Raw genomic sequence first — 22,800 nt, 5'->3', positions numbered from 1 at the left:
GCCCGCTGAACCCTTCCCGAAAGCGACTCGATACCTGTCTAAACGCCAGCCCAACTGTTGTAGGAGCGGGCTTGCCCGCGAACACGGGCGTAGCCCGTGCCAGGCGGCGCGGTGTCTTTTTCGCGGGCAAGCCCGCTCCTACAACAGTTGGGCTGGCGTTTAGACAGGTATCGAGTCGCTTTCGGGAAGGGTTCAGCGGGCGTCGAGGGCGTAGAACTCTTGCAGCTTGGCCTGCAGCAGCGCCTTGTCCGGCAGGCAGGTCTGGTACTCGGCGACGAGGGCCGGTGACAGGCTGCGGTTGAGTGCGTACTCGACCACCTCGTCATGCTTGCTGGCGCACAGCAGTACGCCAATGGCGGGATTTTCATGCGTCTTGCGCTCGTTGCGGTCCAGCGCCTCGAGATAGAAATCCAGCTTGCCCATGTACTCGGGCTCGAAGCGCCCGACCTTCAGTTCCACCGCGATCAGGCAGTTGAGACCGCGATGGAACAGCACCAGATCCACGGCAAAGTCACGCCCACCGACCTGCAGTGGATACTCGGAGCCGACGAAGCAGAAGTCGCGGCCAAGCTCCACGAGAAAGTCCTTCAAGCGCTGGAGCAGGCCCTTGTGCAAATCGGCTTCGGCATGTGCTTGGGGAAGGTCGAGGAAATCCAGCATGTAGGCGTCACGGAACACCGACAGGGCTTGCGGGTGGGCCTGGGCGAGGGAGGCCGAGGCCTTGAGCGGGTCGGCAACGCTGCGCTCGAACAGCGCGGCTTTCATCTGGCGCTCCAGTTCGCGCTTGGACCATCCCTCCTTGATGGCCATCCGCAGATAGAACTCCCGCTCCTCCACCCGCCGGCTCTGCCCGAGAATGATCATGTTGTGGGTCCACGGCAGTTGTCTCACCAGCGGTGAGACAACTTCGTCGTGACGATAGGCTTCAAAGAACTGGCGCATGCGGAAAAGGTTCGGTCGCGTGAACCCACGCAACCCTGGCTGCGTGCGCGCCAGGTGTCCGGCCAACTGGCTGACCACGGCGTCGCCCCACTCGGCATTCTCGATCTTGCGGCTGATGTAGGCACCGACCTGCCAGTACAGCTCGATGAGCTGTGTGTTGACGGCCTGCATGCAGCGTTGCCGTGCCGAGTGGATGAGGGTCACGACCTCGTCGAAGCGCTCATCCCTGGAAGGCGCAGAGGCGGTTGCATTGTCATGTTGCGGGTGGTCTTTCATCGAAGGGCTCCTGGCATTGTTCGAAGCCAGGAAGCCTATCCAAGGGAGCGCGCCGGAAATGTCGGACCGCTCCTAGGATGCTGTGGCCCATGACAGAAGGGCGCCTAGTCCAGGCGCCCCTCGTCATGACCCGTTACATCCGCCCTGCTACCCCATCGACCGCACCACCACCTTGCGGCCATGCCCGCGCGTGGTGACGATGCCGAGGAAGGAGATCACGATCGCCAGGCTCAGTGTTGCACTGACCTCTGCACGGTGCTCCTCGGTATACATCATCACCGCCAGCGCACAGCTGATGAACACGATCACTCCCCAGGTCAGCCAGGGGAACAGCCACATGCGGAACTTCAGTTCCGTGCTCTCGCGCTCCAGGCGCCGGCGCATGCGCAACTGCGAGATGGCGATCACTAGGTACACCAACAGGGCGATGGCGCCGGAGCTGGCGAGCAGGAACTCGAACACGCCCTTGGGCGCGAAGTAGTTGAGGATGGCGATGGCCGCCCCGATCAACGTGCTGCCGAACACCGCCGCACGCGGTACGCCAACCTTCGAGGTGCGCTTGAGCATGGCCGGGGCGTCGCCGCGCTTGGCCAGCGAGAACATCATCCGCGAGGCGATGTAGATCGACGAGTTCATGCAACTGGTCACGGCGATCAGCACCACCAGGTCGACCATGAACGCGGCATTGGGGATGTTCATGATCTCCAGCGCACGCTGGTAGGAGCCCACCACCGCAAGCTGCGGATCGTTCCACGGCACCACGGAGATGATCACGAAGATCGACAGGATGTAGAAGGTGCTGATCCGCCAGATCACCGAGCGGGTGGCCTTGGCGATGTTGCGCGCCGGATCGCTGGATTCGGAGGCGGCAATGGTCACCGCTTCCGTGCCGATGAAGCTGAACATCACGGTGATGAAGGCGCCGATCACCGCCGACCAGCCTTTGGGCGCGAAACCGCCGTGCTCGCTCATCAGTGTGCTCAGGCCGCTGACTTCGCGGTTGGGCAGCCAGCCCATCAGCGCGGCAAAACCGAGGCCGATGAAGCCCAGGATCGCGGTGACTTTCAGGATCGCGAACCAGAACTCGAACTCGCCGTACTTGGCCACGCTGAACAGGTTGGTGCAGGCCAGCAACAGTACCGATGCGAGAGCGAAGATCCAGCTGTCGACCTGCGGGAACCAGGCGTTGAGCACATGGCCTGCGGCCAACGCTTCGATGGGAATGACCAGCACCCAGAACCACCAGTACAGCCAGCCGATGGTGTAGCCGGCCCAACGGCCGATGGCCTGGTCGGCATAGGTGGAAAACGAGCCGGTGTCGGGATGGGCGACGGCCATTTCGCCGAGCATGCGCATGACCAGCACGACCAGCGTGCCGGCGACGAAATAGGAGAGGATGGTGGCGGGACCGGCAGCCGCGATGGCGTGTCCGGAGCCGACGAAAAGTCCTGCACCGATGATGCCGGCGATGGACAGCATCGTTACATGACGTGGCTTGAAACCTTGTGCAAGGTTGCCATCAGTTCCCACGGTGTTCATTGATCTTGTTCTCTTTTTGCTGACACAAGGAAGGACGGGCAGGCGTAGGCGAAAACTATCTCCTTTCTGGACAATGAGTTGCACGCGGCTCAAGTGATTTTATTGACGTTGTTCACGGGTTGGGCGAGCGGCGGCGTCGAGGTCGGCTTCATTCAAGCAGTGCGGGTGCAGGGCAAATTGTTCCTGCGCGCCATGAAGGTGTTCGATCACGACACCGGGGCTTGCGAAGGCGGGTCAAATCGGTGCCATTCACCGCGAAGGGCTTTTCGCGGGCAAGCCCGCTCCCACAGGGATTGGGCTGGACCTTTGGATGTTGAGCAAGACAGTTGCTGCTGGTCGCGACGGTGATCCCAGTGGTAGTTCACCACCGCGAAGATCACGATCACCGACACCACGCACAGCCCTGTCTGCAGATTGCTCATGCCATCCTCCGCGCCATGCGCTTGAGCCCCAGTACCATTCCTGCCCCCACCCCGGCAGTCATCATGCTGAACTTGGACATCCCGCCAATGCTGGCGATCAGGTTCGGCGGCAGGAACACCATCGAATGCCGACTTCGTCTATTTGCACGATCCGGACACCGACCACGGCCGCCACCGGTTGGCGCTGGACTGCCAGCGCATGAGCCTGTTCGGTGGGCGCAAGGTGCGGGCGGCGGTGGTGGTGTTTGCGCGAGGGTAAAGCGCGCATAAAGCTTTTTACTGGCTGCGCAGGCCCTATCGCGATCCGGCTTGCCCCGCGACAGGGCCTTCTCTATCAACGCACCAGGCAAGGCCGTTTGTTGTCGAAGGTCCAACCCGGCACCAGGAACTGCATCGCCACGCTGTCATCCCGGGCGCCCAGGCCCATGTTGCGGTAGCACTCATGGGCTCTCATCAACTGGTCCTCATCGAGCTCTACCCCCAGCCCCGGCCGCGTCGGCACCCGTACATGGCCGTCTACGATGCGCAGCGGCTCACGCGTCAGGCGCTGGCCGTCCTGCCAGATCCAGTGGGTGTCGATGGCGGTGATCTCACCCGGCGCGGCGGCTGCCGCCTGGGTGAACATGGCCAGCGAGATGTCGAAGTGATTGTTGGAATGCGAGCCCCAGGTCAGGCCCCAGTCATGGCACATCTGCGCCACCCGCACCGAGCCCTGCAAGGTCCAGAAATGCGGATCGGCCAACGGGATGTCCACCGACTGCAACTGGATCGCGTGGCCCATCTGCCGCCAGTCGGTGGCGATCATGTTGGTGGCGGTGGGCAGGCCGGTGGCGCGGCGGAACTCAGCCATCACTTCACGCCCGGAATAACCATTCTCCGCACCGCACGGATCCTCGGCGTAGGCCAGCACATCGTGCTTGTCGCGGCACAGGGCAATGGCCTCCTTCAGCGACCAGGCACCGTTGGGGTCGAGGGTGATGCGCGCCTCGGGGAAACGCTCGGCCAGCGCAGTGACAGCGTCCATCTCCTCTTCGCCACGCAGCACGCCGCCCTTGAGCTTGAAGTCGTTGAATCCGTAGCGGGCCTTGGCGGCCTCGGCCAGGCTTACCACCGCCTCGGGCGTCAGGGCCGGCTCATGGCGCAAGCGCAGCCAGTCGTCATCGGCATCGGCTTCGTTGCGGTAGGCCAGGTCGGTGCGGGTGCGGTCGCCGATGTAGAACAGGTAGCCGAGCATCTTCACCGACTCGCGCTGCTGGCCTTCACCCAGCAGCGCGGCCATCGGCACGTTCAGGTGCTGGCCGAGCAGGTCGAGCAGGGCCGACTCGATGGCGGTCACCGCGTGCACGGTAATGCGCAGGTCGAAGGTCTGCAGCCCGCGCCCGCCGGCATCGCGGCTGGCGAAGGTCTGGCGCATGGCATTGAGCACGCGCTGGTAATGGCCGATTGGCTGGCCGACCACCAGGCTGCGGCTGTCTTCGAGGGTCTGGCGGATGTTCTCGCCGCCAGGCACCTCGCCCAGGCCGGTGTTGCCGGCGCTGTCGCGCAATACCACGATGTTGCGGGTGAAGAACGGGCCGTGGGCGCCGCTCAGGTTGAGCAGCATGCTGTCGTGGCCGGCCACCGGGATCACGCGCAGGTCGGTGACGACCGGGGTCGAGGAATGAGGCGTCGTCTGCATGGTCATTGTCCTTGTCGGGCGGGCGTTCAATGGGATTGGCCCAGGGCCGATGGGGCCTTGAGTTCAGGGGAAGGAGCACCCTTGGCGCGGGTACGGACGAAGAACACGGCGATGGCGGCCAGCACCGAGGTCACCGCCAGGCCATACAGCCCGCCCTGGATCGAGCCGGTCTGCTGCTCGAGCAGGCCGAAGGTGGTGGGCGCGACGAAGCCGCCAAGGTTGCCCACCGAGTTGATCAGTGCGATCACCGCCGCAGCGATGCGCGCATCCAGATACCCCTGGGGGATCGGCCAGAACAGCGACGACGCCGCCTTGAAGCCGATGGCGGCGAAGCACACCGAAACGAAGGCGAACACCGGCCCGCCCGTGGTCGACATGAACATGCCGATGGCGGCCACCACCAGTGCGGCGGCGACCCAGGCCTGCTGGAATCTCCAACGTGCGGCCCCGGCGGCGAAGGCGTACATCGCCAGGATCGAGATCAGCCAGGGGATCGAGTTGAAGAAGCCGACCTGCAGGTCGCTCAGCTCGCCCATGCGCTTGATGATGCTCGGCAGCCAGAAGGTCGCGGCGTAGATGGTCAGCTGGATGCAGAAGTAGATCAGGCAGAACAGCAGGATCTGGCGGTCCTTGAGCAGGCGCCAGGCCGAGGTCTTGATCACCCCGCCCGCCTCGCGCTCGCGCTGCTCGCGGTCGATGGCCTCGACCAGCGCATGCTGCTCGGCCGGGCTCAGCCACTTGGCATCCTGCGGGCGGGAGTCGAGCCAGAAGAACACGAAGAAGCACAGGATCACCGAGGCCATGCCCTCGATGAACAGCATCCATTGCCAGCCGTGCAGGCCCATGCCCTGGATCTGCATCAGCGCACCGGCCAACGGACCTGAGATCAGCGAGGCCAGGGCCGAGCCGCTGAGGAAGATGGCAATCGCCTTGCCACGTTCGGCACCGGGCAGCCAGCGGGTGAAGTAGTAGATCACTCCGGGGAAGAAGCCGGCTTCGGCGACCCCGAGCAGAAAACGCAGCACGTAGAACTGGGTTTCGTTCTGCACGAAGGCCATGGCGGTGGCGACCAGGCCCCAGGTGAACATGATGCGGGTCAGCCACAGACGTGCGCCGACCTTTTGCAGCAGCATGTTCGACGGCACCTCGAACAACGCATAGCCGATGAAGAACAGGCCGGCGCCAAATCCATAGGCGGCGGCGCTGATGCCCAGGTCACTTTCCAGGTGCGGACGGACGAAGCCGATATTGACGCGGTCCAGGTAGTTGACCACGAACATGATGACGAACAGCGGCAGGACATGGCGCTTGACCTTGGCTACGGCGCTGGCCAGCGCATCGCCGCCGGGCAAGGCAGACGCAGGGGGGGTGTCGTTCACGGGATATCTCCCAGTCATTGTTTTTATTGAGGGTGCTGGTGGCAGGCGAGGCAGTTGTCTGACATCCAGGTGGAAATGAGCATATTCCCGGCGGAGTTGTACGACAAGTTGAAAATTGAGCGAAAAAAGCAAAATACAAGCGGTTAACTAGGTAAAAATCGGCGAGATGCTTTTATCAGGTCGACTACCCAAGGCAATGGGAGAGGGAATATCAGGATGAAAAAATCTTTGTGGATAACTTGTCATACAAGTAATGTGAGGGCGTTCAGCCGAGTCCTTTCGCGGAACACGTCGCAGCGGCGAACCGCCGCTCTCACAGGTACTACTTCGAGCCCACGCCATGCCCCGCCCCCATAGCCGTGCCCACGACCTGGTCTCGAGCCTCACCCAGCAATTGCTGCTGGGCACCTTCAAGCCGGGCGACAAGCTGCCCTCGGAAAACACCTTGGTGCGCGAGTATGGCGTCAGCCGTACCGTGGTCCGCGAAGCGCTGTCGAAGCTACAGGCTGCGGGCCTGGTACAGGCCCGTCACGGGATCGGTACGTTCGTCATCGAACGCCAGGCCCGTTCCGGCCTGCGCGTGGGCCCCGAGAACGCCGCCAGCGTGCGCGACCTGCTGGAGCTGCGCATCGGCCTGGAGGGCCAGGCCGCCGCGCTGGCGGCCCTGCGCCGAAATGACCGACAACTGGCGCAGATGCGCCAGGCGCTGGACGACTACCAGGACCTGGCCGCCGCCGGTGACAGCTGCATCGAAGCCGACCGACGCTTCCACCTGCTGATCGCCGAGGCCACCGGCAACCTGTATTTCAGCGAGATGATGGCGCAACTGGGTGACGGCCTGATCCCGCGCAAGCGCATGGCCCAGGCCGAGCGCGCCGGGGCCAACCTGGCGGGGCATGCTTATCTGGCCAACCTGGAGCACGAGGCGATTCTCAACGCCATCCGCCGACAGGACCCGGAAGCGGCCAGGGCGGCGATCTGCCTGCACCTCTCCAACAGCCGCGATCGCCTGCTACCCGACTGACCGGCGTGCAGCGGGCAAAAAAAATCGCGGAACCGGCGCCCTCCCCCTGGTGCGCAGTAACAGGGGAAAGGCCATCCAGCCCGCGATCAAGCCCACTCGCGTATCAAGCCTTCTTGCGATACCCCTCGACGATCGCCGAGAAATCCTTGCCGCCCTCGCCCCGCAAACTCATGGCCTGGTACAACTGCTGCGCCACAGCACCGAGGATCACCGGTTGGTGCGCCTGGCGCGCAGCCTCGGTCGCCAGGCCCAGGTCCTTGAGCATCAGCTCCGCACCGAAACCACCGGTGTAACCGCGCGATGCCGGGGCGGTCTCGATCACGCCCGGCCAAGGGTTGTAGGTGTCCGAACTCCAGCAACGGCCCGTCGAGCTGTTGATGATGCCGGCCAGCACCTGGGTGTCGATCCCCAGTGCATTGCCCAGGGCCATCGCCTCGGACACGCCGATCATCGAGATGCCCAACAGCAGGTTGTTGCAGATCTTGGCGATCTGCCCGGTGCCGACTTCACCGCAGTGCACGATGTTGCGCCCCATCTGCTCGAGCACCGGTTTGAGCGTGGCGAACAGTTCGGGGCTGGCACCGACCATGAAGGTCAGGGTGCCGGCCGCCGCGCCGCCGGTGCCACCGGACACCGGCGCATCACCCAGGTCGATGCCTTTGGCCGCCGCGGCCTTGGACACGTCGCGGGCGGTCTGCGGGTCGATGGTGCTGCAGTCCACCGCCGGCGTACCGGGGCGAATGCCGGCGAGCACGCCGTCCTCGTTCAGGTACACGCCGCGCACATGGGCAGCGGCCGGCAGCATGGTGATCACCAGCTCGCTGTTGGCGGCGGCATCCTTGGGCGAGGTGCTGATCTGCCCGCCCAGTTCGGCGAGCTCGGCCAGCACGGGCTTGTTCAGGTCGAACAGGTTGAGCTGATGCCCGGCCTTGATCAGGTTACGGGCCATGGGCGCGCCCATGTTGCCCAGACCGATGAATGCAATGCGCATGGCAGTCTCCTTAGCGCAGGCTGATGGTGGTGTTCACACCGTCATTGACGCTGTCGTCATCGAACCAGCGGGCGGTGACGGTCTTGGTCTGAGTGTAGAACTGCACCACCTGCTTGCCGTATGGGCCGAGGTCGCCAAGCTTGGAGCCACGCGAACCGGTGAAGCTGAAGAACGGCACCGGCACCGGAATCGGAATGTTGATGCCGACCTGGCCGATGTCGATTTCGCTCTGAAACTTGCGCGCTGCCGCGCCGCTCTGGGTGAACAGGCCGGTGCCATTGCCGAACGGGTTGGCGTTGACCAGGGCGATGGCCTCGTCGAGGGTATCGACCTCGAGGGTGACCAGTACCGGACCGAAGATTTCCTGGGTGTAGATCTGCATGTCGGTCTTCACCCCGGAGAACAGGGTCGGGCCGACGAAGTTGCCCTGCTCGTACCCCGGCACCTTCACGTCGCGGCCGTCCAGCTCGAGCGTGGCGCCTTCCTTGATGCCGCTCTCGATCAGCCCCAGCACACGCTCCTTGGCGCGCTTGGAAACCACCGGCCCGACATCGGTGCCCGGCTCGCTGCCGGCATTGACCTTGAGCTTGCTCGCCGCCGCCTTGATATCCGGCAGCCATTCACGCGCCTTGCCCACCAGCACCGCCACCGACGTGGCCATGCAGCGCTGGCCGGCCGCACCGAAGGCCGCGCCGACCAGGGCGTTGATGGTCTGGGTGCGGTTGGCGTCGGGCAGCACCACGGCGTGGTTCTTGGCGCCCATCATCGACTGCACGCGCTTGCCGTGCTGGCTGCCCAGGTTGTAGACATGGGTGCCCACTTCGGTGGAGCCGACGAAGGAGATCGCCTTGATGTCCGGGTGGGTGCAGAGCGCATCGACCACCTGCTTGCCGCCATGCACCACGTTGAGCACACCGGCCGGCACGCCAGCTTCGAGCGCCAGCTCGACCAGCATCATGGTCGACAGCGGATCCTGCTCGGAGGGTTTGAGCACGAAGGTGTTGCCGCAGACGATGGCCATCGGGAACATCCACAGCGGGATCATCGCCGGGAAGTTGAACGGGGTGATGCCGGCGCACACGCCGATGGGCTGGCGCAGGGTGTAGGTGTCGACGCCACCGGCGACGTTCTCGGCGAACTCGCCCATCTGCAGGGTGCCGATGGACGCGGCATGCTCGACCACTTCCAGACCACGGAAAATATCGCCTTCTGCGTCGGCCAGGGTCTTGCCTTGCTCGGCGCTCAGGGTCGCGGCGATGCGCTTGCTGTGTTCGCGGATCAACGCCTGCAGCTTGAGCATGATGCGCATGCGCGCGCCGATCGGCGTGTCACGCCAGGTCTTGAAGGCTCGTTCGCCAGCCGCGACCGCCGCGGCGACTTCCTCGGGGGTGGCGAAGGGAACACGCGCCAGCACCTGCTGGGTGGCCGGGTTGACGATGTCGCGCCATTCGGTGGTCTTGGACTCGACCCATTGGCCGTCGATCAGCAGCTTGACCTGCTCGACCTGAGTGTGGGGCGTGTGGGGTGCGTTCATCTGCGCTCTCCTTGGAATTATTGTCGGAACGAAGACGCCTACGCCGCAGCGAACGGGGTGGCGTGCAGGGGCTGAGTTCGAGTATAGATGTGCAAACATCCAACAAGAATGCACAAAAAAACCGGATCAACATGCAAAAAGACCTGACCTCCCTCAGCGCGCTGAACTGGGACGACCTCAAGTTCTTTCTTGAGGTAGCGCGCACCCGCAAGGCCAGCAGTGCAGCCAAACGCCTGGCCGTGGACTACACCACGGTGTCGCGGCGCATCAGCTCGCTGGAAGGGGCGATGGGCACCTTGCTGTTCGAGAAATCGCGAACCAACGGTTTCGTGCTCACCGCCGAAGGCCAGCGTCTGCTGGGCTATGCCGAGTCGATCGAAAGCACCCTGCACATGGCCTGCGAGCAGGTGTCGGGCTCGGGCGTTGCGCTGTCCGGGCACGTACGCATGGGGTGCACCGAGGGCTTCGGCAGCTTCTTCATCACCCCTCAGTTGAGCCGCTTCGTGGACACCTGGCCGGCGATCTCGGTGGACATTCTGCCGCTGCCGCACTTCATCAGCCTGTCCAAGCGTGAAGCCGACATTGTCATCGCCCTGGAGCGCCCCGAGCATGGGCCCTACGTGTGCTGCAAGCTGTGCGACTACCGCCTGCGCCTCTATGCGACCCGCGAGTACCTCGACCACCACGAACCGATCCGCCAGGTCGCCGACCTGGTGCGCCATCCGTTCATCAGCTACGTGGACGACCTGGCGTTCAGTTCCGAGCTGCTGTACCTGGCCAACCTGATCCCCAACGCCAGCGCACACCTGCGCAGCACCAGCGTGATCGCCCAATACACCGCTGCCCTGCAGGGCCGCGGGCTGGCGATCCTGCCGTGTTTCCTGGCGGCGCAGGACGAACGACTGGTGACCGTGCTACCGGAGGAGGTGGAGGTGACGCGGCAGTTCTGGATGTACTGCCGGGAGGATTTGCGCAAGTTGAAGCGGATCACTTTGCTGTGGGATTACATCCGCGATGTGACCGAGGCGAATGCGCCGCTGTTGATGGGGCAGACGCGGGAGATGGTATTTGCGCAGGATTGAGGCGGATGGCACCGGCTGCGCCGGTGATCGCGGGACGAGCCCGCTCCCACTGGGGGCCGGTGCCATTGCTCCCATTCCTCAGTTCGACGCCACCACGATCGACACCCGCCGATTCTCGGTGCGCCCGGCACTGGTGCGGTTGTCCGCCACCGGCTGGGTGCTGCCCAAGCCGCGCGTCTGAATGTTGCGCGGCTGCATGCCGACGCTGATCAGCGCCTGGGCCACACTCTGGGCTCGGCGCTCGGAAAGCTGCTGGTTATAGGCCACCTTGCCCGAGGCATCGGCATGGCCATCGACGCGCACATGCTGGATATCCACCGACAGCAACGCCTTGCCGATCCGCTCGACAATCGCCTGGCTCTGGCCGTTGAGCCCGTCCAGGTCGCTGCCGAACAGCACCTTGCCCGACAGGTCGAACGCCCAGCCCTCGTCGCTGGGGGTGAACCCTTCGCGCTTGAGCACGGCAATCTGTTCAGGGCTCAGCCCACTGGGTGGCACGGTCTGGCAGCCGGTCAAGGCCAACACTGCCAGCAGCAAGGCCAGCAAGGGAAAACGCAGTCGGGAAAAGGGGTGTTTCACGGTTCAGCTCCTGTTGTTCAAATCCGTGGCTCAGCGTTCCGTCTGGGCCACTTGCCAATGGCCGCGCCGATTGCGCTTGGCCTGGTACATCGCCGCATCGGCGGCATTGAGCAGACTGGCCGAATCCTGGCCATCGTCCGGGTAATAGGCGATGCCGACACTCAACGAGGTGCTGACGCGCTGGCCATCGTCCAGCAGGATCGGCAGCCTCATGCTGGCAACGATCTTCTCGGCGATGCGCTGGGCATCCTCGCGTGAATGCAGAGGGGTCAGCAGCACGGCGAACTCGTCACCGCCAAGGCGCGCCACCAGGTCGTGCTCGCGCAACTGCGCACGCACGCGGCTGGCGATATTGATCAGCACCTCGTCGCCAACGGCATGGCCGAGGCTGTCGTTGATCTTCTTGAAGTGGTCACTGTCGAGGAACAGCAGCGCCAGGTGGTCCTGCTGCCGGGCGGCGTTGCGCAGGCAACGGTTGAGGCGCCCTTCGAAGAAGGCGCGATTGGGCAGGCCGGTGAGGCTGTCATGGCTGGCCTGGTGCGCGAGGGTCTCGTTCTCGCTCTGCAAGTGGCTCTGCCAGACCTCCAGCTCGTCGAGCAGGGCGTTGAAGTCGTTGCCCAGCTCATTGAGCTCGGCAATCGGCGTCTCGGGCACGCGCCGGTCGAAGCTGCGCTCGCGTCGCGCCGCATGGGCCACGCTGGCCAGGCCCCGCAGGGGACGGACGATATCGCCGAACAGCCGGCGCGACAGGTGGATGGCGACTGCGGCGCTGAGCAAGCTGCAAAAGAGGATTCCCGCCAGGCCGCTGAGCAGGAAGCGCAGCAGGCTGCCGCCCTGGCCAAGCAGCTCGATGTGCCCGACCGTGCGCTGCTGACGGACGATCGGCAGGTGAATGGCCTCGCCCAGCAAGGCCTTGGCCACCTGGCGCTCCAGGGGTGCCAGCAAGCCTGTGTCATCGCGTTGCCAGTGCGCCAGCATCTCACCCTGGCTGTCGAAGACCTTGGCGTCTGCCACCTCTTCAGTGGCGGCGATCACCGCCAGGGCTTCACTGGCCGCCCCGCTGTCGTCGAACACCACCGCCGCTTCCACGGTGTAGCTGATCGAGCGGGCGATCAGGTGCAGGTTGTGATGGGCATAGACGCGCAACGCTGCCACGCCGAGCACGGTCAGGGACACGCCCACGAGTCCGACGGCGATCAGCGCGACACCCAAGTGCCCGCGCCCCAGCACTGACCGCAAGGTCGGCCGCTTCCTGCGGCTGCCGGTGAGTTTCATGGTTGCGCCGCCCTGCGCCGCGACAATTGCAGCACGCTGGGGTGGATGCGCACGCCACTGCGCGCCACCGAGTCGAGGTTCACATCGAAGCTGACCTGTTCGTCATCGACGTGCAGGCAGAACAGGCTGCCGACGGTGCACGGGTCATCGGCCTCGCTGATGCTCAGGACCGGATGCCCGACCAGGGCCTGGAACAGGCGATCACGCTGGCCAGCGTCGAGCTTGCCGATGTACACCGCGTCGCAGGCGCCGGAAACGCGTGCATCGTCGGCCAGCAGGCGACGCACCTGCAGGGGCTGGCCGGCATTCTGCACAGTGCCCTTGATCAGGTCGTCGGCATATTCTGTGGGGCCGACCAGGCACAAGCGCAGCGGCGAAGGGTCAGCAGGCCAACGGGCATAGCTGAAGATCCCCAGCACGACCTGGGTTACCGCCTTGGCGCGTTGCTGCACCTGGGTTGCAGTGGCAGGGAGGTCCGCCCGGGCAGGTACGGCGAACAGCGACAAGGCGGCAATCACTAGCGAAAGCACGCCGCCCGTCACTCGCCCCCTGGGCGAGACAACCACTGTCATGTGGGAAATCTCTCAAATTAGATTCAGATAACCCGCACGATAGCATAAGGCCGCAGTGCCAAGGTATTGACGAACATCACGCTTGATCGAGCATGAGGCCAGAAATCCGACGCACCTTGCGCTCGACAGCCGCCTCAAAGACCCCCGCCCGTGGTTCCACCAGGCTGAAGCATTGCTTGGCGCGGGTAATGCCGGTGTACACCAGCTCCTTGGTCAGCACGGGATTGAGTGCATCAGGCAGCACCAGCGCGGTATGGCTGAACTCCGAGCCCTGGGACTTGTGTACGGTCATGGCGAACACCGTTTCCACCTCATTGAGCCGACTGGGCAACACGAAGCGCACCCCGCCCGAGCCATCGTTGCGCGGGAAGGCGACCCTCAGCAGTGGCTCGCCATGCTCGTCGGGCAGGCGCAGGGCGATGCCGATATCACCGTTCATCAGGCCGAGGCCGTAGTCATTGCGGGTGACCAGCACCGGTCGTCCCTCGTACCAGGGCTGGCGGGTATCGATCAACCCGGCGTTGTGCAACACACGCGCCACACGCTCGTTCAGCCCTTGCACCCCCCAGGGCCCTTTGCGCACCGCGCACAGCAGCTGGAAACCTTCGAAGCTGTTCAGCACCAGGGCAGCCCACTGCTCCCACGCGGGGTCATCGCCAGGCGTGCCTGGCGCCGGCCGATGACGACCGATACTGCGCAGATAGTGGCGATAGCCCTGCGGGCCGTCTTCACCACGCCCAAGGCCATCCAGCAGCAAGCGATCGAAAGCGCGGTCATGCTCGCCGCGCAGCGACAGCCCGAACACGTCCTCAGGCGGCATGCTCAGCAGATCCCGCGCCTGGCGGGCCTGCTGCAGGTTGACCAGCCGCGCCAACTGGCCGATACCACTGCCTTCGCCGAAACGCCGGGAATAACGCAACATCACCACCTGCTGGGCCAGCGCATGCTGGTGCGCATCACCTGGCTGCAGACCGCTGCCCTGCAGCGACTGGCCACCGACCTGCTCGAGCCAGGCCTGGGTGGCGGGCGTGTAACGCCCCTCTTCGGCATACCGGCACAGGTCGCCAAGCACCGCACCGGCCTCCACCGAGGCCAACTGGTCCTTGTCGCCCAACAGCACCAGGCGTGCCTGCGCTGGCAAGGCGTCAAGCAGATTGGCCATCATTTCCAGGTCGATCATCGAGGCTTCATCGACCACCAGCACGTCCAGCGGCAACGGGTTACCGGCGTGATGCCGAAAATGCCGCGAACCGGGGCGACTGCCCAGCAAGCGGTGTACGGTGCTCACTTCGGTCGGAATCTGGGCTCGCACATCGGCACTGACCCGCAAACGCTCGACCTGCTGGCCAATGGATTCGGTCAGGCGCGCAGCGGCCTTGCCGGTGGGTGCGGCCAGGCGGATGCGCAAGGGCCTGCCCTGCTCCACTGCCGGCCCCTGCAGCAAGGCCAGCAAGCGTACGACCGTGGTGGTCTTGCCGGTGCCGGGGCCACCAGTGATGATGCTGAACGCGGCACGCGTTGCCAGCGCACAGGCGAGCTTCTGCCAGTCGACCTGGTCTGCCGGGGCGCCATCCTCGAACAACTGTGCCAGGCGCGCGGGCAGGTCGGCGGGAATCGACTCATCTGCCAGGATGCGTTGCTGCAGAGACCGGTCGATGCGCCGCTCATAGCTCCAGTAACGGCGCAGGTACAGACGCTGGCCGCTGAGTACCAGAGGCCGCGCGTCCTGGCCCTGGGCATCGCCCGAGGCCACCAGCCGACTGGCCGCGATGCGCTGACGCCAGGTGCTCGGTTCGAGCGTGGCGAGCAACTGCGACGGCAACAGCAACGGCCCCGCCAGCGCATCGCCCTCTGGCGGCAGCGACAAGGCGAAATCGGGCTCGGCGAGAGTCTGCTCAAGGTCGAGACAGACATGCCCATGCCCCAACTGGTGACTGGCCAGCGCCGCCGCCAGCAACAGCAGGGGATCGCTGCCCGCCTCACGCTCCTCAAGGAAGCTGACGAATGCCCGGTCCAGCGCACGCAACCAGCCGCGCTCGACCCAACGGTCGAGCAGGGCCAGCAGGTCATGGCTGTCGTTCAACGGCGCAAGGGCCGCCAGGTGCTCGGCCTGCAGCGGTGTCGGCAGCAGGTCATCGAGGGTTCGGCTCATGGTGCGGCTCCGGCAAACAGGTCCTGCTGTTCGGGCGCACAGGCGCCGCGAAACAACGCATCGAGCTGCTCGATCAGCTCACGGGGCGGTCGGGCGAAATACAGGCCATGGCCGACGCTGCCAATACCGCGCAGGAAGATGAACAAGGCACCGCCCACATGGCGGTCGTAGTCGTAGTCGGGCAGCCGCGCGCGCAACTGGCGATGCAGGGCCAGCAGGTAGAGCACGTACTGCAGGTCGTAGCGATGGTCGAGGATCGCCTGCTCCATGGCCAGTGCACTGTAGGCGCTGCCGTCGGGGCCGAGCCAGTTGGACTTGTAGTCGGCCACGTAGTAACGCCCGTCCAGCTCGAACGCCAGGTCGATGAAGCCCTTGAACATGCCATTGAGTTGGGTCGCCAGCGCTGCCGGTCGCGCGGCGCCACCGTGGGTGTGGCGGACAACGAGCTGATCGAGGCGCAGCACGTCGACCTGATGGCTGGCGAACCAGAACTCCATCTCGATCTGATATTGCTGGAGCTGCGCCAGGGTCAGGACCGGGCCATCCGGCGACAGCGGCATGGCCTGCGTCAGCAACTGCTGCAGCCAGGGCGCCAGGGTCGGGATCCAGCCGGTCCAGTCGCGACGGTTGCAGCGTTGGCCGACCGTTCGTTCGATCAACGCGGGCTGGCCGGCCACTTCGGCAAAACCTTCACGCCCAGCCCACTCGAGCAGGCCGTGAAGGAAGGTGCCGGGGTTCGGTCCGCGAGGGAAACGGTGGATATCGCCGTTTTCCGCAGGGACTTCACGCAGGCGCTGTGCATCGACGTTCTCGTCGTCGAGCAATTGCTGGGCCTGGGAGCTGTCGGCACCGAGGTTCTGGTCGCCGACCCGCAAGGCGCTGTAGGAGGCGATCCACCACTGCTCCGCCGCTGCGCGGCGCGGCTTGCGTGCAGGCAGGCGTTCGGCGCTGTCCTGCGGGGCGAGATAGCACTGTTCATCGGCGTCGGGCACAGGCACGCAGGCAATGGGCGCCCCCTCGGCACACAGCGCCTGCAGCCAGTCGGCCAACTGCACGGAAGCCGCCAGCGGGACGCCGCCGCCCAGCAGGTAACCCAGGCCCGAGCGGTGCAGTTGCGAGGTTTTCTGGCTGCCGCGCTTGAGGTCGGCAACCCCCAGCCAGCAAGCATGCTGGGCGCGGGTCAGGGCGACGTAGAGCAGGCGCAGGTCTTCGGCCAGACGCTCATCGTCCGCCAAGGCGATCTGCTCGTCCGTGGGCGTGAGCGTCAGCAGCACCTGGCCATCATCGCCGTGCCAAGCCAATGGCAGGCGCTGGCCATCCACCGGTTTGCTGGTGCAGATGAACGGCAGATAGACCAGCGGGTACTCCAGGCCCTTGGATTTGTGGATGGTCACGACCTTGACCAGTTGCTCATCGCTCTCCAGGCGCAGGATCTGCTCTTCACCGGCCTGCCCGGCATTGGCCAGGTGCTCGGCCAGGTGACGGATCAAGGCCTGTTCGCCATCCAGTTCGCCGGCCGCCTGTTGCAGCAGTTCGGCCAGGTGCAGCAGATTGGTCAGCACACGTTCGCCATCGGTACGGGCAATCAACGTGCGTGGCAACTGGAAGTCGTGCAACAAGCGGCGCAGCATGGGCAGCACGCCCTGGCGCTGCCAGGTGTCGCGGTACAGACGGAAACGCATTACCCAGTCTTCCCAGACCCGCTCGTCCTGGTTCAGTCGCTCCAGTTCGAGCAACGGCAGGTCCAGCGTCAGGCTGGCCAGGGCGGCCTTGAGCAGGCGCTCGGCGTCAGGCTCGGCGCAGGCTTTGAGCCAGGCCAGCAGATCGTGCGCTTCCTGGGCGGCAAAGACCGAGTCCTTGTCCGACAGATAGACACTGCGTACACCACGGGCAGCCAGCTCGGCACGGACCAGCTGCGCCTCGCGGCCATCGCGCACCAGGATGGCAATGTCCGAAGGCAGGCAGCCGCGCACCTCGCCCTGAGCGTTGGCAAACCCCGTCACACCTCGTTGACCACCGTTGAGCATGGCAACGATATGGCTGGCGCAGCTGGCGGCCAGTTGCTGACGATACAGCGTGTTGGCAACCGGCTCGTCACTGTGCAACTGCCAGCAATGCAGCGCCGCGCAGGGCTGGCCGTCGATCAGCAGGCGCTCGCTACGGCCCTTGGCATGAACTTCGACGAACGGCAGCGGGTTGTCGTGGGCCTCACGGAACAGGAACGCCCCCTTGCCTTCGGGGCGTTGCTCGGCCAGCAGGAACACGCGGTTGACCGCCTCGACCATGGCCTGGCTGGAGCGGTAGTTGGTGTCCAGGCTGTGCAGGCGCCCAGCCGTGGCACGGCGGGCACCGAGGTAGGTGAAGATGTCGGCGCCGCGGAAGGCGTAGATCGCCTGCTTGGGGTCGCCGATCATGAACAGGCCGGTTTCCGGGCGGTTTTCGGCGATCCGGTAGATGCGCTCGAAGATGCCGTACTGCACCGGGTCGGTGTCCTGGAACTCGTCGATCAAGGCCACCGGGAACTGCTCGCGGATCAGCCCGGCCAGACGCTCGCCGGCCTCGCTGCGCAACGCGTGTTCGAGGCGCAACAGCATATCGTCGAAGCCCATTTCGGCGCGTCGGCGCTTCTCCACTTCGAAACGCGCCGCGACCCACGCGGCAGCATGTTCCAGCACCGCCGAATCGGGGCCGGGCAGCGCCTGCAACGCATCGTGCAGTGTCTCCATGGCGTGCAATGCCGGGTGGTCCGGTGGCTCGCCCACTTTCCAGGCCTCGGCCATGCCTGAGGGTGTCAGGCGGGTGAAGCCGGTGCCCAGGTCGAGTTCCATGACTTGCTCGTCACCTGCCCAGGCGCGCAGCTTGTCGAACCAAGGCTCGAAGAAGCGTGCCTGCAACTTGCGACCATCGGCCTGCTTGGCGGCCACTGCCGCACGGCAGATTTCGTGCAGCTCGTCGGCCCACTGGGCCCAGGGGGCCTTGAGCTCGCGCAGTTGCGCGTGGCGCCGCTGCAGGGCGGATTCGATCAACACCTGTGGATCGGCACCGTCGTCTTCCCTGCTGACACGGCCGAACAGCGGGCGGATCCGCGGCAGCAACGCGTCCGGGCTCACCCAGTGGCTGCGCACCCAGGCCAGCGCTTCGCCCTGCATGCCGTAGCAGAAGCGCCGCCAGTAATCGCGCATGACCTGGCCGAGCAATTCGCTGTGATCGGTCTCCAGGCTCTGGGTGAACAGGCTGCCGCTGTCGAAGGCATGCTCGCGCAGCATGCGCTGGCACCAGCCGTGAATGGTCGAGACCGCCGCCTCGTCCATCCACTGCACTGCAACCTCAAGGCGACTGGCGCAACGGGCCCAGTGCTCCTGTGGATAATCGTCGCGCAGCAGGTGCAGCAAGGGGTCGGCGTCGTCCAGCTCGCCCCTGAAGAAACGCGCAGCCTCGGCCAGACGCGCGCGAATCCGCTCGCGCAGTTCCTTGGTCGCAGCATCGGTGAAAGTCACCACGAGAATCTGCGGCGGCAGCAGTTCGCGGGCAAAGCCTTGCTCGCCGCCATGGCCGAGGATCAGGCGCAGGTAGAGCGCCGAGATGGTGAAGGTCTTGCCGGTGCCGGCACTGGCTTCGATCAGCTGGCTGCCGTGCAGGGGAAAGCTCAGGGCCAGGGGACGGGCCTGGGTCATGCGGCGGTCTCCGGATTGCCTTGGGTCTGCCAGGGGGCGGCAAACAGGGGGCGGTAGAGGGATTCGCACCAGCCTTCGAAGGTTTCGTCAGTCGTGAGCGCAGCGAAGTCGCGGAACTGACGCAGCAGTGCAAGGCTCTCGCTGCGTTCGCCGAAGCTGTTCTGGCCGTCGCCTTCATAGGCGCGCTCGGCGGCAGCCTGGGCTTTGTCCGGGTCTGACTGGGCCAGCCAGGCGAAGGCGGTCTTGGGCGCCACTGGCAGGGGTGCATTCATCGCCCCCTGGCGCGCCACCAGCAGATCGGCAAGCAGGTCACCCGCTTGCGCCTCGGGCATCGGCGCGAGCAGCAGGGTGCGGTCGCTGGCGACCAAAGCGGTGTGCAGTGAATAACCGGCAGCGCAGGCCGCCAGGTGCATGACCCACGCGGGGATCAGCCGATGCCATTTGAGGCTGTTGCGCCCGGCCCCCAGGCTGTTGGGCACGGTGGTGATGCTCAGGAGACTTTGTTCATCATCCTGGTAGACGCGCCCCAGCCAACCTTCCAGGCGATGCGGGCCGCGCTCGAAGTGAAGCGGCAGCGCGCCTTCTACCACGGTATGCCAGCGCTCCAGCAGTTGGCGATGACGCTGCAGCAGGTCTGGCAAGGGCTGGATCAGTTCCGCCTGCAGCGACTCGCCGAAGCCCGCCAATGGCAGCAGCCCGCATGCCTGCAGGCGGCGGGCCTGGGTACGCAATGCCTGCTCGGCGTCGTCGGGTGCGGCCAATGCAGCGCCCAGCAGGCGCTCGCTGAGGCTGTAGCGTTGCAGGGCATCGAGCACGAAAGGTTCCTCGTCCGGCGTTGGCGCTTCCAGCGCTTCGAAGAACACCTTGAGGCGTTGGCTGAAGAAATGTCGGACCGGATGGCGGAGAAAATCCTGCAGTTGCGTCAGGTTCAGCGGCTCATCGCTGTCATAGGGCGGTAGCGCCTGGTCGAGCTCCGAGGGTGGCTCGGCGGGCTGGTGCAGGACCTGCCACTCGTGGGCGTAGCTGAACAGCGCGCTGCCTTTCTGGAAGTAGCGCTGGCTGAAGGGTTGCAGGGGATGCTCCTGGGTCAGGGCATGCAGCAACTGCTGGCCCGGGTCGTCACGTTGGCCTTGCTGGGCTCCGGCCAGCTGCCAACCGGCGGCTAGATGGTCACGCAACTGGCCGACCAGCACCGAGGCGGGGCGTTCGCTGTTGTCGCGGATACTGCGCCCGACCCAGCTCACATAGAGTTGGTCACGGGCAGACAGCAGCGCCTCGAGCAGCAGGTAGCGGTCATCTTCGCGGCGCGAACGATCGCCAGGACGGTAATCGCTGGCCATCAGGTCGAAGTCCAGCGGCGGCTGGGCGCGGGGGTAATCACCGTCGTTCATGCCCAGCAGGCAGACCACGCGGAACGGTATCGCGCGCATGGGCATCAAGGTGCAGAAGTTCACGGAGCCCGCCAGGAAACGCTGGGACAGCTTGCCCTGATCCAGCCCCGACAGCCAAGCCTCGCGCACGACCGTGAGCGGCAATGGATCGTGCAGGCCGACGGTCTCGCAGGTTTCCAGCCAGGTGTCACGCAGGTCCTGCAATTGCACCAGCAGCAGCTCGTCGTGCTCCTCCTCGGCGAGGAAGAACACCTGCAGCAGCGCATGCAGGCGCGCGCCCCACACTACGGGGCTGGCCGGCTCGGCGAGGGTCTGGAACGCCACGTCCAGAGCATCGAGCAGGGCCACCAGCGGGCCGATAAGGGCCGCGTCCAGGCCACCGATCTCGTCATAGGGCTCAATGCCGTCACAGGCCTCACCGACACCTACGGCGTAGCCCAGCAGCATCCGGCGCAGGCCGAACCGCCAACTGTTCTGCTCCAGGCCTTCGGGCAAACCGAGGCGGGCACGTTGTTCACCGCTCAGGCCCCAGCGGATGCCGGCGCCCTCGATCCAGCGGTGCAGGGTCGGCAGGTCGCTCTCCTTGATCCCGAAGCGGGCGCGCACGGCGGGGACGTCGAGCAGGTCGAGGATCTCGCTCACGGCGAAACGGCTGTCGGGGAGCTTGAGCAGATGCTCCAGGGCGATCAGCAATGGATCGCGGCCGCGCTGGCCCTGGTCGGTGAGGGTGAAGGGGATGTAGCGCGGATCATGGCGGTCGAGTTGGCCGAAGACAGCGCGGATATGCGGGGCGTAGTCATCGATGGCCGGGAGCATGACGATGACATCGCGCGGACGCAGGGTCGGATCGCTGCTGAAGCGCGCAAGCAACTGGTCGTGAAGGATTTCAACTTCGCGCTGCGGGCTGTGGGCGATGTGGAAACGGACCGAACGGTCGCGGGTGGCATCGATGGCAGGCCAGGCCTCGCGGGTTTCGGCCAGGGGGCGCAGCTCGAGGATGTCGTCCTGCAACTGGTTGAGCAGGGTGGTGGGCTGGGCGTCGCTGAACAGGTCGATGCGACCGTCGCTGAAGACACCACGGTAACTGCTGGGATCATCGTAGCTATCGAGCAGGTTGATGTAGTCACGGCCTTGCTTCCCCCAGGCGGCCAGCAGCGGATGAGCGTGCTGGTGCATCGACTCGTCGTCCAGTTGCAGCGGCATGCCGTGCTTGCGCTGTTGGCGCTTGTACTGGTGCCGGAGCAGGTCTTTGTCCGCGACGATATCCCCCCAGTGATGGCGGCAAGGGTTGTGTACGCACAGCAATACCTGGCTGAAGCGGGCCAGCCCGGCCAGGGCTTCAAGGGCCTGGGCGGGCAGCGACGAGATGCCAAAGACGATGACCCGCGACGGCAGGCCGGCGGGGGCTTGCTCAAGGGTATCCATGCGCGCGATGAAACGCTGATGGACGCCGGCACGGCTCTGCGCCATCCCCTCTGCACCGACATCGTCGAGCAATGCACGCCATAGCTCGGCCTGCCAGCGGTTGCCATCCGCCAGGGGCTTGCGCTCGCCCCGGGCGGTGTTGAGCACGTGCTCGCCAGCGGCCCAATCCTTGAGCCAGTCGGCGCGATAGACCTGGTATTGGTCGAACAGGTCGGCCAGGCGTTCAGCGAGCTGGTAGCGCTTGCGCAGGTCGGTGTCGTCGGTGAGGAAGCGCTTGAGTGGCTCGAAGTGCGGTCGCTCGATCAGCGCGGGCAGCAGGCGTACCAGGCGCCAGGTCAGCGGTGCCTTGTCGAGCAGCGACACCTCGGGAATCTCGTCGCGACCCAGCACTAGGCGATAGAGCTGCCACATGAAAGTGCCGGGCAACTGAACGTCGATGGCCGCAGCGATACCACAGCCGCCTTGATCATCGTCCTGTGGGTCTTCGGCCAGTGCGAGCTTGAGCCATTGGGCGATACCGTTGCTCTGCACCAGGGCGATTTCGTTCTCCAGGGGCGCCAGGGGATAGTTGCGCATCACGCTCACGACCAGGTTGCGCAAATCGTCGAGGCGGTTGCCCTGGACGATCATGAAACCTGGATGCAGTGACGTGGTGTTGGCCATTGGGTGCTCTCTGGAAGACGGGGTGCGCAGACGGAACCATACCCTGTAGAGGCAGGCTTGTCCCGTGGCATGGGCGGGTCCGGTCTGGCTTCAGAACGCCAGAAAGACAAAACCCCTACCTGCTCGCGCAGATAGGGGTTTTGCGAAATGAATCTTGACGATGACCTACTCTCACATGGGGAAACCCCACACTACCATCGGC

At 65.2% G+C, this 22,800-nt stretch carries 15 protein-coding genes and 2 pseudogenes; 3 read left to right on the top strand and 14 right to left on the bottom strand.

The window, feature by feature from the left end; translation table 11 throughout:
- Positions 1-192: 192 nt before the first annotated feature.
- The 4 genes and pseudogenes from ACPZMI_RS15895 to ACPZMI_RS15880 form a co-directional block, all read right to left on the bottom strand.
- On the bottom strand, positions 193-1,218 hold the full coding sequence (locus ACPZMI_RS15895; protein ID WP_426352614.1) for a PDDEXK nuclease domain-containing protein: 1,026 nt from the start codon (positions 1,216-1,218) through the stop codon (positions 193-195).
- A gap of 147 nt (positions 1,219-1,365) precedes the next feature.
- The gene (gabP, locus tag ACPZMI_RS15890) at positions 1,366-2,757 is read right to left on the bottom strand and encodes a GABA permease (protein WP_186670318.1); all 1,392 of its coding nucleotides are present in this window, start codon (positions 2,755-2,757) and stop codon (positions 1,366-1,368) included.
- A 206-nt stretch (positions 2,758-2,963) separates the two neighbouring features.
- Positions 2,964-3,179, bottom strand: a complete 216-nt coding sequence (locus tag ACPZMI_RS15885) for a hypothetical protein (RefSeq protein WP_426352613.1) — start codon at positions 3,177-3,179, stop codon at positions 2,964-2,966.
- A pseudogene (locus ACPZMI_RS15880) lies at positions 3,176-3,304 on the bottom strand (magnesium transporter CorA family protein); the annotation flags it as partial. The pseudogene ACPZMI_RS15880 and the gene ACPZMI_RS15885, both read right to left, overlap by 4 nt.
- Between ACPZMI_RS15880 and ACPZMI_RS15875 the strand changes: the two are divergent.
- Positions 3,295-3,438: pseudogene (locus ACPZMI_RS15875) on the top strand (ribosomal-protein-alanine acetyltransferase); the annotation flags it as partial. The pseudogenes ACPZMI_RS15880 and ACPZMI_RS15875 sit on opposite strands and share 10 nt — an antisense overlap.
- Positions 3,439-3,513: 75 nt before the next feature.
- Here ACPZMI_RS15875 and gudD read toward each other — a convergent pair.
- Both gudD and ACPZMI_RS15865 read right to left on the bottom strand, forming a co-directional pair.
- Entirely contained in the window at positions 3,514-4,863 is a 1,350-nt protein-coding gene (gudD, locus tag ACPZMI_RS15870) for a glucarate dehydratase (protein WP_426352612.1), read from the bottom strand.
- A 20-nt stretch (positions 4,864-4,883) separates the two neighbouring features.
- Positions 4,884-6,236 (bottom strand): MFS transporter, encoded by a 1,353-nt coding sequence (locus ACPZMI_RS15865; RefSeq protein ID WP_186670313.1) that lies wholly within the window; start codon positions 6,234-6,236, stop codon positions 4,884-4,886.
- A 340-nt stretch (positions 6,237-6,576) separates the two neighbouring features.
- Between ACPZMI_RS15865 and ACPZMI_RS15860 the strand changes: the two genes are divergently transcribed.
- On the top strand, positions 6,577-7,260 hold the full coding sequence (locus ACPZMI_RS15860; protein WP_186670312.1) for a FadR/GntR family transcriptional regulator: 684 nt from the start codon (positions 6,577-6,579) through the stop codon (positions 7,258-7,260).
- A gap of 103 nt (positions 7,261-7,363) precedes the next feature.
- Here ACPZMI_RS15860 and mmsB read toward each other — a convergent pair whose 3' ends face one another.
- Both mmsB and ACPZMI_RS15850 read right to left on the bottom strand, forming a co-directional pair.
- Entirely contained in the window at positions 7,364-8,251 is an 888-nt protein-coding gene (gene mmsB / locus ACPZMI_RS15855) for a 3-hydroxyisobutyrate dehydrogenase (protein ID WP_426352611.1), read from the bottom strand.
- Positions 8,252-8,261: 10 nt separating this feature from the next.
- Positions 8,262-9,785 (bottom strand): CoA-acylating methylmalonate-semialdehyde dehydrogenase, encoded by a 1,524-nt coding sequence (locus tag ACPZMI_RS15850; RefSeq protein ID WP_186670311.1) that lies wholly within the window; start codon positions 9,783-9,785, stop codon positions 8,262-8,264.
- Between the two features lie 131 nt (positions 9,786-9,916).
- Between ACPZMI_RS15850 and ACPZMI_RS15845 the strand changes: the two genes are divergently transcribed.
- The gene (locus ACPZMI_RS15845) at positions 9,917-10,867 is read left to right on the top strand and encodes a LysR family transcriptional regulator (protein ID WP_426352610.1); all 951 of its coding nucleotides are present in this window, start codon (positions 9,917-9,919) and stop codon (positions 10,865-10,867) included.
- Positions 10,868-10,945: 78 nt separating this feature from the next.
- On the opposite strand, the gene yfiB is transcribed toward ACPZMI_RS15845, so the two are convergent.
- The 6 genes from yfiB to recC form a co-directional block, all read right to left on the bottom strand.
- Complete coding sequence (gene yfiB, locus ACPZMI_RS15840; protein WP_288374933.1) at positions 10,946-11,446, bottom strand: outer membrane lipoprotein YfiB; 501 nt, start codon at positions 11,444-11,446, stop codon at positions 10,946-10,948.
- 30 nt (positions 11,447-11,476) lie between these two features.
- Positions 11,477-12,721, bottom strand: coding sequence for a diguanylate cyclase DgcN/YfiN (gene dgcN, locus ACPZMI_RS15835; protein ID WP_426352609.1), 1,245 nt, complete (start codon positions 12,719-12,721; stop codon positions 11,477-11,479).
- On the bottom strand, positions 12,718-13,293 hold the full coding sequence (yfiR, locus tag ACPZMI_RS15830; RefSeq protein ID WP_426352608.1) for a regulatory sequestration protein YfiR: 576 nt from the start codon (positions 13,291-13,293) through the stop codon (positions 12,718-12,720). The genes dgcN and yfiR overlap by 4 nt, the downstream gene beginning before the upstream one ends.
- Positions 13,294-13,369: 76 nt before the next feature.
- On the bottom strand, positions 13,370-15,445 hold the full coding sequence (gene recD, locus ACPZMI_RS15825) for an exodeoxyribonuclease V subunit alpha (protein WP_426352607.1): 2,076 nt from the start codon (positions 15,443-15,445) through the stop codon (positions 13,370-13,372).
- Entirely contained in the window at positions 15,442-19,119 is a 3,678-nt protein-coding gene (recB, locus tag ACPZMI_RS15820) for an exodeoxyribonuclease V subunit beta (protein ID WP_426352606.1), read from the bottom strand. Before recB ends, recD begins: the two co-directional genes overlap by 4 nt.
- A complete protein-coding gene (gene recC / locus ACPZMI_RS15815) occupies positions 19,116-22,598 on the bottom strand; it encodes an exodeoxyribonuclease V subunit gamma (RefSeq protein ID WP_426352605.1) in 3,483 nt (1,160 codons plus the stop codon). Before recC ends, recB begins: the two co-directional genes overlap by 4 nt.
- Positions 22,599-22,800: the final 202 nt, after the last annotated feature.

Source organism: Pseudomonas wayambapalatensis (assembly GCF_049942315.1).
GTDB classification, from domain to species: domain Bacteria; phylum Pseudomonadota; class Gammaproteobacteria; order Pseudomonadales; family Pseudomonadaceae; genus Aquipseudomonas; species Aquipseudomonas wayambapalatensis.
This window is presented reverse-complemented; position numbering and strand designations above follow the sequence as displayed.

Excerpts from the sequence above, each read along its gene's own strand:
- ACPZMI_RS15895 (WP_426352614.1), bottom strand. The coding sequence starts at position 1,218 with ATGAAAGACCACCCGCAACATGACAATGCAACCGCCTCTGCGCCTTCC.
- gabP (WP_186670318.1), bottom strand. The coding sequence starts at position 2,757 with ATGAACACCGTGGGAACTGATGGCAACCTTGCACAAGGTTTCAAGCCA.
- ACPZMI_RS15885 (WP_426352613.1), bottom strand. The coding sequence starts at position 3,179 with ATGAGCAATCTGCAGACAGGGCTGTGCGTGGTGTCGGTGATCGTGATC.
- gudD (WP_426352612.1), bottom strand. The coding sequence starts at position 4,863 with ATGACCATGCAGACGACGCCTCATTCCTCGACCCCGGTCGTCACCGAC.
- ACPZMI_RS15860 (WP_186670312.1), top strand. The coding sequence starts at position 6,577 with ATGCCCCGCCCCCATAGCCGTGCCCACGACCTGGTCTCGAGCCTCACC.
- mmsB (WP_426352611.1), bottom strand. The coding sequence starts at position 8,251 with ATGCGCATTGCATTCATCGGTCTGGGCAACATGGGCGCGCCCATGGCC.
- ACPZMI_RS15850 (WP_186670311.1), bottom strand. The coding sequence starts at position 9,785 with ATGAACGCACCCCACACGCCCCACACTCAGGTCGAGCAGGTCAAGCTG.
- ACPZMI_RS15845 (WP_426352610.1), top strand. The coding sequence starts at position 9,917 with ATGCAAAAAGACCTGACCTCCCTCAGCGCGCTGAACTGGGACGACCTC.
- dgcN (WP_426352609.1), bottom strand. The coding sequence starts at position 12,721 with ATGAAACTCACCGGCAGCCGCAGGAAGCGGCCGACCTTGCGGTCAGTG.
- yfiR (WP_426352608.1), bottom strand. The coding sequence starts at position 13,293 with ATGACAGTGGTTGTCTCGCCCAGGGGGCGAGTGACGGGCGGCGTGCTT.
- recD (WP_426352607.1), bottom strand. The coding sequence starts at position 15,445 with ATGAGCCGAACCCTCGATGACCTGCTGCCGACACCGCTGCAGGCCGAG.
- recB (WP_426352606.1), bottom strand. The coding sequence starts at position 19,119 with ATGACCCAGGCCCGTCCCCTGGCCCTGAGCTTTCCCCTGCACGGCAGC.
- recC (WP_426352605.1), bottom strand. The coding sequence starts at position 22,598 with ATGGCCAACACCACGTCACTGCATCCAGGTTTCATGATCGTCCAGGGC.